The organism is Stenotrophomonas sp. HMSC10F06, from assembly GCF_001807865.1.
GTDB classification, from domain to species: domain Bacteria; phylum Pseudomonadota; class Gammaproteobacteria; order Xanthomonadales; family Xanthomonadaceae; genus Stenotrophomonas; species Stenotrophomonas bentonitica_A.
The window spans coordinates 1-15,626 of the sequence record NZ_KV791248.1 but is presented as its reverse complement, the minus strand read 5'-3'; the positions used below and the strand labels follow the sequence as shown (position 1 = coordinate 15,626).

The window sequence follows — 15,626 nt, the reverse complement described above, 5'->3', positions numbered from 1 at the left end:
AAGGTAGAGGAAAGCACGTTTGAAGAAGCTGCTGTTGATCGCGTTGGCGGTGGTCACGCTTATCAAGATCGTTGATTTCGTGTTCTACGGCCGCAACGGCTATGACCTGATGGGGGCCGCCGGTTTCGGGCTCCTGCTCGCCGGTGCAGCCCTGGACGGGCGTCGCGCGTTAAATGCGCCCGCCACCGGGCCCCGGGCACGGCAAGCCCGCATCGCCACTGTCTGCGGCGTGGTGCTGGTGCTGGTCTACTTCCTGCTCAAAATGAAGATCATCGGATAACGTTCGCCGCGGATCGCGGCGTCGGCGTGGGGATGGGACAATGGACCACCCCACCGCCGCTGTCGCCCCGATGCTGATCGCCTTCAACAAACCGTTCAATGTGCTGTGCCAGTTCACCGACCGCAGCCAGCCGCCGCGCGCGACGCTGGCCGGCTTCGGTCTGCCACCGGCGGTGTATGCCGCCGGGCGGTTGGATTACGACAGCGAAGGCCTGCTGCTGCTCACCGACGATGGCGGCCTGGCCCACCAGTTGACCGATCCGCGGCACAAGGCCGACAAGACCTACTGGGTGCAGGTGGAAGGTACGGTGACCGATGAGCAGGTCCAGGCGTTGCGCCGAGGCGTGCTGCTCAACGATGGCCCCACATTGCCGGCCGGTGTCGAGCGCTTGGAGCCCGCACCCGAACTGTGGCCACGCACGCCGCCGGTGCGCTTCCGCAAGACGGTGCCCGACGCGTGGCTGGCGATCACGCTGCGCGAGGGCCGCAACCGGCAGGTGCGACGCATGACCGCGGCGGTCGGCCTGCCCACGTTGCGCCTGGTGCGTATCTCGATGGGCGCGCATGCGATCGGCGATCTGCAACCTGGGCAATGGCGGGAGATCGGACAATAAAAAACCGCCGGCTGAGGCCGGCGGTTTCCGTGCGGATCCGGTGAAGCGTCAGCCGATCAGGCGTCGCTGCCGATATCGCTGGTTTCATCCACCACGGTGTCGTTGCGGCGGTTGCGGGCGCTGATGCGCTGCGCCTGGCCGTTCACCACGCCGCCGTTGGCGAGCTTCTTCTTCTGCTGCTTGCGGTACAGCGCGTAGCCCAGCAGGCCGACGCCGACAGCGGCGGCGGCGATGGTCACGGCCGGATTGCGGCGCACTACCTTGGCGGCGACCTTGCTGCCGGTCTTGACTGCGCCCAGCGCCGCGCCGGTCTTGATCCAGTCGGTGGCCTGCGGGCCGAAGTGGCGCAGGTTGCTGCCGGCATGCTTGAGGCCGTCACCAGCGGTGCTGGCGATGTCCAGGGCGCGCTCGAGGGCGCGGTCGGTAATCACGGTCAATCTGCTCATGGGGGGTCCTTTGCCTCGGTTCTGATCCAGTGTCGCGCGATGGCCGTGTACGCGGTGTTATCCGCCGGAGACGGCCAGGTCATGACTGTAGCGTCTCGGTGCAGCCCGGTCAGCGGGGCGTGTGGTGCCGGTCAGGTAGCAGCCATGAATGGGGGCAACGCGATGGCGGCGGAGGCGCGCTCACGTCCCGCGTGGCTTGGCTCGGTGTGTGGCCGTGGCCGTCCACGGATCATCCGGCCACGGATGCTTGGGATAGCGGCCCTTCATTTCCTTCTTCACTTCGGCATAGGTGTTCGCCCAGAAATTGCGCAGGTCCTGGGTGACCTGCAGCGGCCGGCCGCCTGGGGAAAGCAGATGCAGCGTCAGCGGGATGCGGCCATCTGCGATGCGCGGGGTGTCGCTCAGGCCGAACAGTTCCTGCAGCTTGACCGCCAGCACCGGTGCCTGCGGCGTGACGCCATCGGCATCGAGCGCATAATGGATCGGGCGCTCCATCCCGGAAGGCACGGTGATGCGCACCGGGGCATGGCGATCGATCAGCTGGCGTTGCGCCCACGGCAGCGGTGATTTCAGCGCTTCACCCAAGGTGGATTCGTCGAGCGCGTCCAGGCGGGTCCTGCCGTTGAATGCGGGGGTCAGCCAGGTCGGCAGCGTCGCCAACAGCGCTGCGTCGGAGACATCCGGCAGTTCCAGCTCCGGCATCCATGCCCGCACCGCCAGTACACGTGCCTGCCACTGGCGCAGCCCCTCGGTCCACGGCAACGCATCCAGCCCAAGTTCGGCAACCGCTTCAGTCAGTGCCTGCGCGGCGTGTGCAGGATCCACGCGGCCGGCCGAGCGGCTGTCCAGCACGATGCGGTCGAAGCGGGTTTCCCGTCGCGCGACCAAGGCACGCTTTTCACCATCCCAGCGCACCACGTCTTCCTGTTTGAAGCGATCGGGAAAATCACGGCGCAGGCGGTTCTCGTCCACCGGCGCGGCGCGCAGCAGCAACGCGTCGCGTGCCTCGTAACGCAGCTCCACCGCGACCAGCCACGGTTCGCCACGTAGATCGCTGGGATCGAACAGGCGCGCGCTGCGGCCATTGGCCAGCAGATAGCGTAGCGGATCGGTCGGATGGCGGGCAGCGATCCGGTCCGGAAATGCATGGGCGAGCAGGTCACCGAGTTGATGCGCTTCGACTGAGGAAGGAGGCGCGGCATCACAGCGCAGGCGTCGCCGCCATTGTTTGCTGGCGGCATCGATGGTCGCCAGCCCGCCGCGGTTGGCATCGGGTGGCACGCGCCCCTGGCGGAACGCCGCCAGCGCACGCCACCGCGCGGCGAGTGCATCACCCCCTTGCCGCAGCGGATCGCGCGCTTCCACCAGCGCGGCCAGATCGCAGGCCAGGGCCTGTTCCACACCGGCACCTGCCGCCATCAGCATCGCCGCCAGCCGTGGATGCGTACCGAGGGTCAGCATGCGCCGGCCCAGCGGGGTCAGCGTGCCACTGTCGCTGAGCGCGCCCAGGCGCTGCAGCAGTTCACGGGCGGCGGCCAGGGCACCGGCCGGCGGTGTATCCACGAAGCGCAGGTCGTCGCTGCCCCAGGCGGCCAGTTCCAGTGCCAGCGAGGCCAGTTCCACCTGCGCGATCTCGGGCCGGCGCTGTGCCTCCAACCGCTGCGACTGCGGCCACAACCGCCACGCCCAGCCCTCGGCCACACGGCCTGCGCGGCCGGCACGCTGGTCCGCCGAGGCCTGCGCGATGTTCACCACATCCAGGCGCGCAAAGCCGCTGTTGGGGTCGTAGCGCGGCTCGCGTGCGAGACCGGCATCAATCACCACGCGCACGCCGGGCAGGGTCACCGAGGATTCGGCCACGTTGGTCGCCAGTACGACCCGGCGGCGACCGCCCGGGTCAGGCTGCAGGACCTGCGATTGCTGGTCCACCGGCAGCTCGCCGTGCAGCGGCAGCACCTGCACGGCCGGATCCAGCACGGCCGGATCCAGCACGGATTGCAGCGCTGTCTGCACGCGTGCGATTTCGCGCTGCCCGGGCAGGAACACCAGCACATCACCCGGATGCTCGGCCAGGGCCTGCTCCACCGCGCGCCGTGCCTGCGGCTCCAGCGCCTCGTCGCGACGTGCGGGAAAATGCGCGACCGTCACCGGGAAGCTGCGGCCTTCGCTGCTCAGGCGCGGCGCATCGAGGAACTGCGCCAGCCGCTCGCCATCCAGCGTGGCCGACATCACCACGATGCGCAGGTCCTCGCGCAGCTGCGACTGCACATCCAGTGCCAGTGCCAGGCCGAGATCGGCGGCCAGATGCCGCTCGTGGAATTCATCGAACAGCAGCGCCCCCACGCCCTCCAGCAGCGGGTCGTCCTGCAGCATCCGGGTCAGGATGCCTTCGGTCACCACCTCGATCCGGGTCCGCGCGGAGATCCTGTTTTCGAAACGGATGCGATAGCCGACGGTGTCCCCGACGTCTTCGCCGCGTTGCCGCGCCATGAACTGCGCGGCGCTGCGCGCGGCCACGCGACGCGGCTCCAGCATGATGATCTTCCGGCCTTCCAGCCACGGTGCATCCAGCAGCGCCAGCGGCACCTGGGTGGTCTTGCCGGCGCCGGGCGGTGCTTCCAGCACCAGCCGGGTGCCGTGCTCCAGCGTGGTCAGGATCTGCGGTAGCAGTGTGGAAATCGGGAACATCGGGGTGGTCATGCGGCAAGGATACGGGGCCCAGGCGGGGGCGGCGAGACGCGCGCGCCGGGGCATCGCGGGGAGCACGGTAGAATGCCCGGGTTCACCCGTCCTGTAGCCCCACATGCAACTGATCGATATCGGCGCCAACCTCACCCATGACTCTTTCGATCGCGACCGCGACGCCGTGCTGGCGCGTGCGCGCGAGGCCGGGGTGGTGCAGATGGTGATCACCGGGGCCAGCCGCGAGCATTCGCCGATGGCGCTGGCGCTGGCCCGCCAGCACCCGGGGTTCCTGTATGCGACCGCTGGCGTGCATCCGCACCATGCGGTGGAATACACCGACGAGTGCGACGCGGAAATGCGCGCGCTGCACGCGCATGCCGAGGTGGTGGCGGTAGGTGAGTGCGGGCTGGATTACTTCCGCGATTTCTCGCCGCGCCCGGCGCAGCACCGCGCCTTCGAGCGCCAGCTGCAGCTCGCCGCCGAAAACGGCAAGCCGCTGTTCCTGCACCAGCGCGACGCGCATGCCGATTTCATGGCGCAGATGAAGAATTTCGAGGGCAAGCTCGGCCCGGCAGTGGTGCACTGCTTCACCGGCGAGCGCCAGGAACTGTTCGATTACCTGGACCAGGACTGGTACATCGGCATCACCGGCTGGTTGTGCGATGAACGCCGTGGCGCCCACCTGCGCGAGCTGGTCAAGCACATCCCGGCCGACCGCCTGATGATCGAGACCGACGCGCCCTACCTGCTGCCGCGCACGCTCAAGCCCCTGCCGAAAGACCGTCGCAACGAGCCGATGTACCTGTCGCACATCATCGAGGAGCTGGCGCGCGACCGCGGGGAGGACGTGGAGATCACGGCCGCCCACGCGACGGCGGCTACGCGCACGTTCTTCCGGCTCCCTGACGCGGCTTGAGAAGGTAGGTACCGACCGTTGGTCGGTACGCGTGTCGGACCCCGCATGGGTACGCCGCACCCACGACCGACGGTCGTGGGCTAGCGCAGGGCAGGGCGTCCGTCGCCGTGCGCCCACGCATCGTCCAGTCCTTCGCGGTACGTGGTGAAGCGTGGCTGCCACTGCAATGCCGCGCGCGTGGCGCGGCCGTCGATGCGCTTGTTGCTGGCGTAGAAGCGGCGCAGTGAGGCGGCCACCTCGGGTGCGTCCCACGCCTGCACGACGGGCAGCGGCATTCCACTCAGCGCCGCGGCGTAGGCCACCACGTCCTGTGGCGGCGCCGGTTCGTCATCGCTCAGCAGATGCAGCGCATCGCGTGCAGGCCGCTGCATCGCAGCCTGCACGCCGCTGGCCAGGTCCGCCACGTGCAGCCGGTTGAATACCAGCCCCGGCCGCACCACCTGCCTCGCCTTGCCCTGCGCCAACTGCACCAGCGCATTGCGCCCGCGCCCATACAGGCCCGGCAGCCGGAACACTGCCGAGGCAATGCCACGCGCCTGCGCGAATGCCTGCCACTGCTGTTCCGCGCGCAGGCGCTTCAGGGCGGTCTCATCGGTCGCATCGGCGGCAGACGTTTCGTTGACCCAACCGCCATCGCGGTCGGCGTAGACCGCGGTGGAGGAGAGATAGCCGACCCAGCGCAGCGCAGGGCTGTCGCCCAGCGCATCGATGAGCAGGCGCAAGGCCGGGTCGCCGTCTGCATCCGGTGGCACGGAGCAGACGATGGCCTCGGCCGTGCGGATCGCCTCGCGCAGGCCCGCGCTGATCGGTTCGCCTGCAACCAGACGGTGGCGGAGCAGCCCATCCGCCGGCGCACTGGCGGGATCGCGTACGGTGCCGCTGCAGGCCACCCCGTTCGAGTGCAGCAGCGCGGTCAGATGCCGCCCGCCATAGCCCAGGCCCAGCACCAGCACGTGGGACGGCAGCGCGGCAGGCATGGCGCTCAGGCGCTGCGCTGCTGCTGGTAGGCCTGCAGGTGCGCATAGGCCACGGCCAGCAGCGGTGCGGCCTGGCCGGCCGCCCGTGCCCGTACCAGCATGTCGCCGACGATATGCTCGGCCTCGACCTGTTGGCCGGCCTCCAGATCGCGCAGCATCGACGCCTTCAACGCCGAGCCGGACTGGGTGGTCGCGGCCAGTGCGATCTCCCGCGCCTTGGCCGGGATCGGCTCGCCGGCCGCCTCGGCCACCGCCAGGCATTCCTCGTACAGGCCCCGCACGATCGCCGCACCGTCATCGGTGGCCACGATCGTGCCGACATCGGCGCGCATCAGGCAGGTCGCCGCCGCCAGCGTGGTCAGGAAGGTGTACTTGATCCACTGCTCCTGCCCGATCGCATCGGTGGCGACGTGGTCCACGCCCGCCTGCACGCAGGCCGCCGCCAGCGCCAGCACGCGCGCGCTGCTGCCGGTGCCGTCGCGCTCGCCGAAGGTCAGCTTGGCCGCCGGCGCCAGATGCACCACCGCGCCGTCGCTGGCCTTGGTCGCGCTGATGAAGCACAGTCCGCCCAGCACGGCGTCGCGGCCGAAGCGTGCGTCGAGATCGGCGTAATGCCGCAGCCCGTTGAGGATCGGCAGCACCGTGGTACGCGGGCCCATCGCCGGGGCGATCGCCTCGATCGAGCTGGCCAGGTCGTAGGCCTTGCAGCTCAGGATCACCAGGTCGAAGGGCTCAGCGCTCGCCAGCGCAGGCAGCGCCTCGGCGGTGACGTGCTTGACCGGGAAGGTCGCATCGCCCAGCGGGCTGCGGATCACCAGCCCTTCGCCCGCCAGCTGGGCCGCACGCGCCGGGCGGACGAGGAAGGTGACGTCCACGCCGGCCTGGGCCAGGCGACCACCGAAGTACCCGCCGGTCCCGCCGGCGCCGAGGATCAGGATGCGCATCAGCTGCGCATCCCCACGCCCCGCTTCAGCAGCCACAGCGCCAGCGCTGTCAGCGCCACCACGAAGCCGATCATCAGCGCATAGGCCACCCACAGCGGCACATCGCTGGTGCCCAGCAGGCCGTAGCGGAACGCGTTGACCATGTAGAAAATCGGATTCGCGTGCGTCGCCGCCTCCGCCCACGTCGGCAGCAGCTTCACCGAATAGAACACGCCGCCCAGGTAGGTCAGCGGGGTCAGGATGAAGGTCGGCACGATCGCCACATCGTCGAACTTCTTCGCGTACACCGCATTGATGAAGCCGGCCAGCGAGAAGATCGTCGCGCCCAGCAGCACCGTGGTCAGCGTCACCAGCGGATGCGGGATGCGCACGGGGGTGAAGAACATGGCGATGATCAGCACGATCACGCCGACCATCAGCCCGCGCAGCACCGCACCGGACACATAGCCCCACAGGATCACCCAGTTCGGCATCGGGCTGACCAGCAGCTCTTCCACGTGGCGGCCGAACTTGGCGCCGAAGAAGGACGAGCTGATGTTGCCGTAGCTGTTCTGGATCACGCTCATCATCACCAGGCCCGGCACGATGAACTGCATGTAGCTGTAGCCGCCCATCTCGCCCACGCGCGAGCCGATCAGGCCGCCGAAGATCAGGAAGTACAGGGTCATGGTGATCGCCGGCGGCACCAGGGTCTGGCCCCAGATGCGCAGGATGCGCGCCACTTCGCGGCGCACGATGGTCATCAGTGCGATGCGGTTGCGCTGGCCGTCGGTCGGGACCGGGGTCGGGGTGCTGCTCATGCCACGTTCTCCTGGTTGCCGGTGAGGCGCACGAACAGCTCCTCCAGGCGGTTGCTCTTGGTGCGCATCGAACGCACGCGGATACCGGCGGCGTTCAAGGCGTCAAATACCCGGTTGAGGTCCATCGCGCGCGGCATGTCCACGTCCAGCGTGTGGCTGTCGGTGGCGATCAGGATCGCGCCTTCGATCTCCGGCAGCTGGGCCGGCAGGCTGCCGTCGATGTCGAACAGGAAGCCCTCCACGTCCAGCTTGGCCAGCAGTTCGCGCATCGGGCCCTGGGTGACGATCTGGCCGTGGTTGATGATGGCCAGGTTCCGGCACAGGTGCTCGGCTTCTTCCAGGTAATGCGTGGTGAGGATGATCGTGGTGCCGGCGGCGTTGATCTCCTTGAGCACGCGCCACATGTCGCGGCGGATCTCGATGTCCACGCCGGCGGTCGGCTCGTCCAGGATCAGCAGGCGCGGGCGGGTCATCATCGCGCGGGCGATCATCAGCCGGCGCTTCATGCCACCGGACAGGGTGCGGCTCATCACCTGGGCCTTTTCCCACAGGTGGGCGCGCTTGAGCTCTTCTTCGGCCATCTTCTCGGCCTCGGCACGCGCCACGCCATAGAAGCCGGCGTAGTTGACCAGGATGTCGAAGGGCTTTTCGAACAGGTTGAAGTTGATTTCCTGGGGGACCAGGCCGATCAGGCGCATGGTGGCGCTGCGGTGGCGCACCAGGTCGCTGCCGAAGACCTCGACCTGGCCTTCGCTGAGGTTCACCAGCGAGCTGATGATGCCGATCAGGGTCGACTTGCCGGCGCCGTTGGGGCCCAGCAGGGCGAAGAAGTCGCCCGGGGCCACGTCCAGCGAGACGCCCTTCAGCGCCTGGGTGCCGTTGTCATAGGTTTTGCGGAGGTCACGCACCCGCAGGGCGGGCACGGCGGTGGGCGCGGGAGTGTTCTGGGAAGCCAAGCTCTTGCCTTCGCGCCTATGGGCTGGCGCTGGATAGGGGCGGGGAGCGGCTATTATAGAAGACCCCGAGGGCTTGCCCCGGCTACACACTGTCCCGAAAAGTCGTGCCTGCTCAATTCCCCCTCAAACTGGTCGACCGGCGCATGCTGGCCCCGACCGTCGGCCATTACCAGTTCCTGCGTGATGACGGCCAGCCGCTGGATTTCCAGCCCGGTCAGTTCATCCAGGTCCATTTCGAGTACGCCGACGGCACCGCTACCAAGCGCAGCTATTCGCTGGCGACCATTCATGATCACGCCCTCGGCGCGGGCGATGCGGTCGATATCGCGGTCAGCTTCGTCCCCGGCGGTGCCGCCACCTCCCTCTTCGAGGGCCTGGACATCGGCGGCCACGTCAGCGCCAGCGGTCCGTTCGGCCGGTTCTGCCTGCAGCCGGGCGACCACAACGCCCGCTACCTGCTGATCGCCACCGGCACCGGGGTCACCCCGTACCGGTCGATGCTGCCGCTGCTGGCCACCGCCATGGCCGAGCGCGGCGTGGAGGTGGTCCTGCTGCAGGGCGCGCGCACGCCGGCCGAGCTGCTCTACAGCGACGACTTCTATGCCTTCGCGGCCGCCCACCCGGGTTTCCGCTACGTGCCGTGCCTGTCCCGCGAGCTGCCGGAGAACCCGCATCCGGACGTGCGCCACGGCTACGTGCAGCAGCACCTGGCCGAGTTCGCCCCGAGCGCGGCCACCGACATCGCCTACCTGTGCGGCAACCCGGACATGGTCGATGCCACCTTCGAGGCGCTGAAAGAGGCCGGCCTGCCGACCCCGCAGGTGCGGCGCGAGAAGTACGTCAGCAGCAAGTAACCCCGCTTTCCGGCGCGCCGCTGGCCGGTGCGCGGCAGGCAGGCGCCGCTGCCCGGTCCCGGACCGGGCAGCGCTGCACCGTGGCGGGCGGTAAGATGCGCCGCGCGCCGCTTCCGCCTGGCTGACTCGATGCCCCTGGATTTCCCCACCATTGCCGTGCTCGGCTTCCTGCTGTGCCTGGGCATCGCCATGGGTTTTTCATTGCTGCTGCTGGTGCTGCGCCGGCAGCCGGCGCTGCGGTTGTGGACGGCCAGCCTGTGGATGCTCTCGGTCAGCCTGACCCTGGTCGCGCTGCGGCCGTACCTGCCCCATGTAGCCGGAATCCTGTCCGGCAACGTCGCGGTCGCGCTGTCCGGCGTGCTGATGCTGTACGGCGTGGCGCGTCATCTTGGCTGTCGGCTGCCGGCGTGGCAGCCGGTGGCATTGGCGGCCACCTATCTTGGCGCGATTGCATTCTTCCTGGTGGTCCATCCCAGCCTGGTCATCCGGCTGCACGTGTTCAGCGTGTTCGCGGTCCTGCTCAACGGCTGGATGACCTGGCTGCTGCTGCGCCACGCACCGCCGGCGCAGCGCACCAGCTGCCGGCTGGCGGCGGTGGTCTTTGCCGCGCAGACCCTGCTGTACCTGGTCCGCCTGTTCCTGCCGGTGGCCCCGGATGCGGGTGACGACCTCCTGCGCGCGGGTGCGCCGGTCTTTGCCACCTACCTGGTCGGGCTGATCCTGGAGCTGGCGCGGTGCTTCGCGCTGGTGCTGCTGTTGGTGGAACGGATGCTGGTGGACCTGCAGCGACTGGCACGCACCGACGTGCTGACCGGCCTGCTCAACCGCGGGGCGGTGCTTGCCGACGGTGCCAGCCTGCTGGAGCTCAACCGCCGCCCCGGGCGACCCCTGGCGTTGCTGCTGCTGGACGTGGATCACTTCAAGCAGATCAACGACCGCTGGGGACACCTGGCCGGCGATGCGGTTCTGCGGCATGTCGCCGACGTACTGAGCACCTGCGTCGCCGATCGCGAGCACCTGCTGGGCCGCTATGGCGGGGAAGAGTTCGTCCTGCTGCTGCCGGGGGCCGATCAGGCCCAGGCGCGGCAGTGCGCCGATCGCCTGCGCCAGGCGCTGCGTGAGTCGCCCGCGCGGCTCGACGGCGTGCCGGTGCCGGTGACGGCGAGCATCGGCCTGGCGATCGATCAGGGCACAGGCGACATGGCGCGCCTGCTCGGTGAAGCCGATGCCGCGCTGTACCGGGCCAAGGCCGACGGCCGGGACCGCACCATGAGCGCGGTGGCCTTGACGGTGCAGTGAGGGGTACGGCGACGCCGCCGCCTTCCCCGGCACGGGGCCAGCCGTGTAAGTTGGGTCACATCGGCCACGCCCACGCGTCGTGGTGGCATGATCTTCAACAAGGGGAAGTACGGAAGATGTCTACACACCACCTGAGGCTGGCCGGTGCGCTGGTCGCCGCTCTGTGTGCCGGCTGCGCGCCGGTACCGGACGATGCATCCGGCGCGGCTGCCGCTCAACGCCTGTACGGCACGCTCGCGTTCCAGCCCTGCACCCTGACCAGCGCGCAGGCCAGCGCGAACGTGGAGGCACAGTGCGCCACGCTGCAGGTGCCGGAAAATCCGGCCGAACCCGACGGTCGCAGAATCGGCTTGAACATCGCCTGGCTGGAGGCCGGCAATGACGGCGCCGGCAAGGCCGACCCGGTGTTCTTCCTCGCCGGTGGCCCCGGCCAGGCCGCGACCGAGGTCGCCGCACCGGTGAACATGGCGCTGCGCGATGTGCGCAAGCAGCGCGACATCTTCCTGATCGATCAGCGCGGCACCGGCAAATCCAATCCGCTCACCTGCCTGGATGCGCAGGGCAAGGAGCTGCCGCTGGACGAGAACGCCGCGCCGAGCGCGGGCCTGATCGGAGACTATGCCCGTCGCTGCGCGCAGTCGTTGACCGGCCGCGCCGACACCCGGTTCTACACCACCACCGAGGCCATCGGCGACCTGGATACGGTGCGCAAGGCGCTGGGCGTGGACAAGGTCAACGTGATCGGCGGCTCCTACGGCACGCGCGTGGCGCAGCAGTACGCCGCGCATTATCCGCAGCACACCCGCACCGTCGTGATCGATGGCGTGGTGCCGAACGACCTGGTGGTCGGCGGCGATTTCGCCAACACCTTCGAAGATGCGATCACCCTGCAGTCGGCACAGTGCCGCCAGGATCCGATCTGCGCCCAGCGCTTCCCGGTCGATACCCGCACCCAGCTGCGCAACGTCATGGCCACGCTGGCCAGGGCACCGGTCGAGGTCGAGTACCGCAATCCGGGCACCGGCCAGGCCGAACGCGATGTATTGACCGCCGATTCGGTGACCGGACTGGCCTTCATGTTCTCGTACATGCCGGAACTGTCCTCGCTGCTGCCGGTGATGCTCGATGAGGCCGCGCAGGGTCGCTATGCGCCGCTGATGTCGTTGAGCAAGATGGCCAGCCGCACGCTGGGCGTGCAGATGAACCGTGGCATGCAATGGTCGGTGCTGTGCGCCGAGGATGCCGACCGCTATCAGGAAAGTGCGCAGGGTGACCGCGTGCTGGGCCCGGAAGTGGCGCGCATGTTCTTCGCGGCGTGCCCGGCGTGGAACGCCGGTTCGCGGCCGAAGGATTTCACCACGCCGTTCGCTTCGTCGCTGCCGGTGCTGCTGCTGTCGGGCCAGTTCGATCCGGTCACGCCGCCGCGCTATGCCGAGCAGGTCGTCAAGCAGCTGCCGAACGGGCGACACCTGCTGGCCAAGGGTCAGGGCCACGGCACGATCAACGCCGGCTGCATGCCGCGCATCCTCGGTCAGTTCATCGACACCGCCGATGCCAAGTCGCTCGATGCCACCTGCCTGGACACCCTCAGCCCGGTGCCGGCGTTCACCTCGTTCAACGGATGGGCCCCATGAACCGTTCCTCCCACCGCACCGGGGAGGTGCGCGCATGATCGTCGCCGAGAACCTGCATAAAGCGTTCAAGACCAAGACCGGCCTGATCCACGCCGTCCAGAACGTCGGCTTCCAGGCCGAAGACGGCCGCATCACCGGCCTGCTCGGGCCGAACGGTGCCGGCAAGACCACCACCATGCGCATGCTGTACACGCTGATGAAGCCCGACCAGGGCCGCGTGCTGGTGGATGGCATCGACTCGGCGGTGGACCCGATCGCCGTGCGCCGCCAGTTGGCGGTGCTGCCCGATGCCCGTGGGGTCTACAAGCGCCTGACCGCGCGCGAGAACATCGCCTACTTCGGCCAGCTGCACGGCCTGAGTGCCGCGCGGATCCGCGAGCGCACCAAGGTGTTGTCCACGGCGCTGGAGATGGAGGACATCCTCGACCGCCAGACTGAAGGGTTCTCGCAGGGCCAGCGCACCAAGACCGCGATCGCCCGCGCCCTGGTGCACGACCCGCGCAACGTGATCCTGGATGAGCCCACCAACGGGCTGGACGTGATGACCACGCGCGCGCTGCGCGGCTTCCTGCGCGGGCTGCGCGACGAGGGGCGCTGCGTGATCTTCTCCAGCCACATCATGCAGGAGGTGGCCGCACTGTGTGACCACGTGGTGATCATCGCGCAGGGCACGGTGATGGCCGCCGGCAGCGCCGATGAGCTGCGCGCACAGACCGGGGAAAGCAACCTGGAAGATGCCTTCGTCAAGGCGATCGGTACCGAAGAAGGATTGCACGCATGAGTTCGTTCGCCACGCTGTTGACCGTGATGCGCAAGGAACTGCGCGATCTCTCCCGCGACCGCCGCACCCTCGCGCTGACCCTGCTGCTGGGACCGCTGCTGTATCCCGTGCTGATTCTCGGCATGAGCAAGCTGGCCGAAAGCCGGGTCAAGACGCAGATCGAGCAGCCGCTGGAAATACCGATGATCGGCGGCGAGCATGCCCCCAATCTGGTGCGTTTCCTGGCATCGCAGGGTCTCAATGCGACCGAGGCACCGAAGGACCTCACCGAAGCGATCCGAAGCCAGCGCATTGATGTGGCGCTGCGCATCAGCCCGGAATTCGGCAAGGACTGGGCCGACGGCCGCCCGGCACTGGTGGAGATCATCAAGGACAGCACCCGCCGCGCTGCCGATATTCCCAGCAGCCGTCTGGAAGCGGCCTTGGGCGGCTACAGCCAGCAGGTCGGTGCCCTGCGCCTGCTGGCGCGCGGGATCGATGCACAGGTGGCGCGCCCGCTGGACGTCGCCGCACAGGACCTGGCGACCGCCGAAGCCAAGCGCGGGATGATGCTCTCGGTGCTGTTGCCGATCCTGCTCACCATCACCTCGTTCCTGGGCGGTGCCTACCTGGTGATGGATACAACGGCCGGCGAACGTGAGCGGCAATCGCTGGAGCCGCTGCTCGCCACCCCCGCACCGCGCAGCGCGATCGTCAGCGGCAAGATCGCTGCGGCCTGCGCCGTGGGTGTCGCATCGCTGCTGCTGACCCTGGCGGCCTTCAAGATCAGCGCGCAGCTGTCCTCCGGCGGGGTAGGCCGGCAGCTCAACATGGGCTTCCTGCCGATGCTGCAGATGCTGCTGATCATGCTGCCGATGCTGTTCATCGGCACCTCGCTGCTGACCTTCCTGTCGGCGGCGGCCAAGAGCATGAAAGAAGCCCAGAGCCACATGACCTGGCTGATGCTGCTGCCGATGCTGCCGGGTTACGCGCTGATGGTGTACCCGATCAAGAGTGAGCTCTGGCAGTTCGCGGTGCCGTTCCTGGCGCAGAACCAGATGCTGCTCAAGATCATCCGCCACGAAGCGATCAGCCCGCAGATGTGGGCGGTCTACCTCGGCGCGGGCTTCGGTCTGGCGGCGCTGTTCTGGTATGCCGCGGTGCGTCGCTACCATCAGGAACGGTTGGCGATTTCGGGTTGATCCACGAAGGGCTCCGAAAGGGGCCCTTCTTCAGGGGTGGATTCGCATGACGACAGCGCGCCTCAGCGCTTGACCGGTGAGGCGCGGTCCGTGTTGGATACGACACATGGGATCACTGGTAGAGGCTGCACTCGCAGGCGATCTGCGCTTACCGCGATGCTGTCCGGCTAGATTGATGGGTGACGAGCTTTCGGAGACGGAGAGCGAGCCCGCCCATGCATATCGATGCCAATCTTGTCGTGTTGTACGTTTTCAGCGTGGTCGTGATGATCGCCATGCCAGGCCCTGTTGCGGTGTTCGTGGCAGGCACCGGCATCGTCGGTGGACCGAAGCTGGCGCTTCGGGCGATTGCCGGCACCAACGCTGGCTCCCTCGTACTGATCGTGCTGTCGATGCTGGTCGTCCAAGGGCTGCTGTCCATCAATGAGACGGTGTTTACCTTGCTCAAAGGCGGCGGCGCCCTCTACATCGGCTATCTCGGCTACCAGATGCTGCACGATGCCGGAAGGGCGGCGGCGGCCACGCCGGTGGCGACGCACGGGAGTTTCACAAAGGGCTTCGTGATGTCGATCTCGAACCCTAAAGACATCATCTTCTTCGCATCGTTCTTTCCGCAGTTCCTCGAGATCACGCCTCAGCCAACGGTGAGCCTGGGGCTGCTGACCGGACTGTGGATCGTGCTGGACTTCGCCACCCTGATGACGGTCTGCCTGTTGGTCCGGCGGTTGGTGAAACCAAACGTGCACCGGGGGATGCTGCGCGTCTCAGGCGTCTTGCTGATGCTGATTGCCCTGCTCGGCGTGGGGATGGCAGGGCGTGATCTCGTCAGCGCTGGGTTGCCCGCCACCATGGCGTTGCAAGAACCTTCGACTGCCCTATAGCGGCAGTGCTGCATGCGCCACTGAAATCAGAAAAAAGGCCCGGATCACTCCGGGCCTTTCGTCCTCCCACCTTACGCTGCGATCAACCGCCTTCCGGCGCGAAGGCAAGCGTGCGGCGGGTCGTGACCGGGGCGCCGACCGGCTCGAACTTCCAACGCTTGACGGCGTTGAGCGCTTCGCGGTCGAACACGCGCGCCGGGGTGGCGCGCAGCACGCGGGCGGCGGTCACCGAACCGTCGGTGCCGACGGTGAGCTCGACCAGCACTTCGCCGGAGGTGCCCGAACGCAGCGCGTCGGCCGGGTAACGCGGGGCCGGGGTGCTGACGGGGCGCAGGCTGGGCGCCGCGGCGGCCTGGCGGGTGGCCGCGGCCTGCTGGGC

The 15,626-nt window shown here is 68.2% G+C and carries 16 protein-coding genes; 9 read left to right on the top strand and 7 right to left on the bottom strand.

The window, feature by feature from the left end; genetic code table 11:
• Positions 1-19: 19 nt before the first annotated feature.
• On the top strand, positions 20-280 hold the full coding sequence (locus HMPREF3113_RS00080) for a hypothetical protein (RefSeq protein WP_070469969.1): 261 nt from the start codon (positions 20-22) through the stop codon (positions 278-280).
• Between the two features lie 70 nt (positions 281-350).
• Positions 351-893 carry a pseudouridine synthase gene (locus tag HMPREF3113_RS00075; RefSeq protein ID WP_070469968.1) on the top strand — a complete coding sequence of 181 codons (543 nt, stop codon included), beginning with the start codon at positions 351-353 and terminating at the stop codon, positions 891-893.
• A gap of 56 nt (positions 894-949) precedes the next feature.
• On the opposite strand, the gene HMPREF3113_RS00070 is transcribed toward HMPREF3113_RS00075, so the two are convergent.
• Both HMPREF3113_RS00070 and hrpB read right to left on the bottom strand, forming a co-directional pair.
• Positions 950-1,339, bottom strand: coding sequence for a hypothetical protein (locus HMPREF3113_RS00070; protein ID WP_019185464.1), 390 nt, complete (start codon positions 1,337-1,339; stop codon positions 950-952).
• A 180-nt stretch (positions 1,340-1,519) separates the two neighbouring features.
• Positions 1,520-4,039, bottom strand: a complete 2,520-nt coding sequence (hrpB, locus tag HMPREF3113_RS00065) for an ATP-dependent helicase HrpB (RefSeq protein ID WP_070469967.1) — start codon at positions 4,037-4,039, stop codon at positions 1,520-1,522.
• A 103-nt stretch (positions 4,040-4,142) separates the two neighbouring features.
• On the opposite strand from hrpB, the gene HMPREF3113_RS00060 reads away from it, so the two are divergent.
• Positions 4,143-4,940, top strand: coding sequence for a TatD family hydrolase (locus HMPREF3113_RS00060; protein ID WP_070469963.1), 798 nt, complete (start codon positions 4,143-4,145; stop codon positions 4,938-4,940).
• An 80-nt stretch (positions 4,941-5,020) separates the two neighbouring features.
• Here HMPREF3113_RS00060 and HMPREF3113_RS00055 read toward each other — a convergent pair whose 3' ends face one another.
• The 4 genes from HMPREF3113_RS00055 to HMPREF3113_RS00040 are packed head-to-tail and all read right to left on the bottom strand — an operon-like array spanning position 5,021 to position 8,617.
• Positions 5,021-5,917, bottom strand: a complete 897-nt coding sequence (locus HMPREF3113_RS00055; RefSeq protein WP_070469962.1) for a Rossmann-fold NAD(P)-binding domain-containing protein — start codon at positions 5,915-5,917, stop codon at positions 5,021-5,023.
• A 5-nt stretch (positions 5,918-5,922) separates the two neighbouring features.
• A complete protein-coding gene (gene panE / locus HMPREF3113_RS00050) occupies positions 5,923-6,861 on the bottom strand; it encodes a 2-dehydropantoate 2-reductase (RefSeq protein WP_019185460.1) in 939 nt (312 codons plus the stop codon).
• Positions 6,861-7,661: an ABC transporter permease gene (locus tag HMPREF3113_RS00045; protein WP_070469961.1), complete on the bottom strand. Its 801-nt coding sequence runs from the start codon at positions 7,659-7,661 to the stop codon at positions 6,861-6,863. The genes panE and HMPREF3113_RS00045 overlap by 1 nt, the downstream gene beginning before the upstream one ends.
• Positions 7,658-8,617, bottom strand: a complete 960-nt coding sequence (locus tag HMPREF3113_RS00040; protein ID WP_070469959.1) for an ABC transporter ATP-binding protein — start codon at positions 8,615-8,617, stop codon at positions 7,658-7,660. The genes HMPREF3113_RS00045 and HMPREF3113_RS00040 overlap by 4 nt, the downstream gene beginning before the upstream one ends.
• A 104-nt stretch (positions 8,618-8,721) precedes the next feature.
• Between HMPREF3113_RS00040 and HMPREF3113_RS00035 the strand changes: the two genes are divergently transcribed.
• The 6 genes from HMPREF3113_RS00035 to HMPREF3113_RS00010 all read left to right on the top strand — a co-directional run bounded on the left by HMPREF3113_RS00035 (position 8,722) and on the right by HMPREF3113_RS00010 (position 15,247).
• A complete protein-coding gene (locus HMPREF3113_RS00035; protein WP_083298660.1) occupies positions 8,722-9,471 on the top strand; it encodes a ferredoxin--NADP reductase in 750 nt (249 codons plus the stop codon).
• 129 nt (positions 9,472-9,600) lie between these two features.
• Positions 9,601-10,770: a GGDEF domain-containing protein gene (locus HMPREF3113_RS00030; RefSeq protein WP_070469957.1), complete on the top strand. Its 1,170-nt coding sequence runs from the start codon at positions 9,601-9,603 to the stop codon at positions 10,768-10,770.
• Between the two features lie 116 nt (positions 10,771-10,886).
• Entirely contained in the window at positions 10,887-12,404 is a 1,518-nt protein-coding gene (locus HMPREF3113_RS00025; protein ID WP_070469956.1) for an alpha/beta hydrolase, read from the top strand.
• Positions 12,405-12,438: 34 nt separating this feature from the next.
• On the top strand, positions 12,439-13,185 hold the full coding sequence (locus HMPREF3113_RS00020) for an ABC transporter ATP-binding protein (RefSeq protein ID WP_070469954.1): 747 nt from the start codon (positions 12,439-12,441) through the stop codon (positions 13,183-13,185).
• Positions 13,182-14,366 (top strand): ABC transporter permease, encoded by a 1,185-nt coding sequence (locus HMPREF3113_RS00015; RefSeq protein ID WP_070469953.1) that lies wholly within the window; start codon positions 13,182-13,184, stop codon positions 14,364-14,366. The genes HMPREF3113_RS00020 and HMPREF3113_RS00015 overlap by 4 nt, the downstream gene beginning before the upstream one ends.
• Before the next feature lie 215 nt (positions 14,367-14,581).
• Entirely contained in the window at positions 14,582-15,247 is a 666-nt protein-coding gene (locus HMPREF3113_RS00010) for a LysE family translocator (protein WP_070469951.1), read from the top strand.
• An 82-nt stretch (positions 15,248-15,329) separates the two neighbouring features.
• Here HMPREF3113_RS00010 and HMPREF3113_RS00005 read toward each other — a convergent pair.
• Positions 15,330-15,626, bottom strand: a 297-nt coding sequence (locus tag HMPREF3113_RS00005; RefSeq protein WP_139146264.1) for an energy transducer TonB, incomplete at its 5' end; no start/stop codon positions are given.

Coding starts and splice junctions, on each gene's coding strand:
- HMPREF3113_RS00030 (WP_070469957.1), top strand. CDS start 9,601: ATGCCCCTGGATTTCCCCACCATTGCCGTGCTCGGCTTCCTGCTGTGC.
- HMPREF3113_RS00060 (WP_070469963.1), top strand. CDS start 4,143: ATGCAACTGATCGATATCGGCGCCAACCTCACCCATGACTCTTTCGAT.
- HMPREF3113_RS00055 (WP_070469962.1), bottom strand. CDS start 5,917: ATGCCTGCCGCGCTGCCGTCCCACGTGCTGGTGCTGGGCCTGGGCTAT.
- HMPREF3113_RS00010 (WP_070469951.1), top strand. CDS start 14,582: ATGCATATCGATGCCAATCTTGTCGTGTTGTACGTTTTCAGCGTGGTC.
- panE (WP_019185460.1), bottom strand. CDS start 6,861: ATGCGCATCCTGATCCTCGGCGCCGGCGGGACCGGCGGGTACTTCGGT.
- HMPREF3113_RS00020 (WP_070469954.1), top strand. CDS start 12,439: ATGATCGTCGCCGAGAACCTGCATAAAGCGTTCAAGACCAAGACCGGC.
- HMPREF3113_RS00045 (WP_070469961.1), bottom strand. CDS start 7,661: ATGAGCAGCACCCCGACCCCGGTCCCGACCGACGGCCAGCGCAACCGC.
- HMPREF3113_RS00070 (WP_019185464.1), bottom strand. CDS start 1,339: ATGAGCAGATTGACCGTGATTACCGACCGCGCCCTCGAGCGCGCCCTG.
- HMPREF3113_RS00075 (WP_070469968.1), top strand. CDS start 351: ATGCTGATCGCCTTCAACAAACCGTTCAATGTGCTGTGCCAGTTCACC.
- HMPREF3113_RS00025 (WP_070469956.1), top strand. CDS start 10,887: ATGTCTACACACCACCTGAGGCTGGCCGGTGCGCTGGTCGCCGCTCTG.
- HMPREF3113_RS00015 (WP_070469953.1), top strand. CDS start 13,182: ATGAGTTCGTTCGCCACGCTGTTGACCGTGATGCGCAAGGAACTGCGC.
- hrpB (WP_070469967.1), bottom strand. CDS start 4,039: ATGACCACCCCGATGTTCCCGATTTCCACACTGCTACCGCAGATCCTG.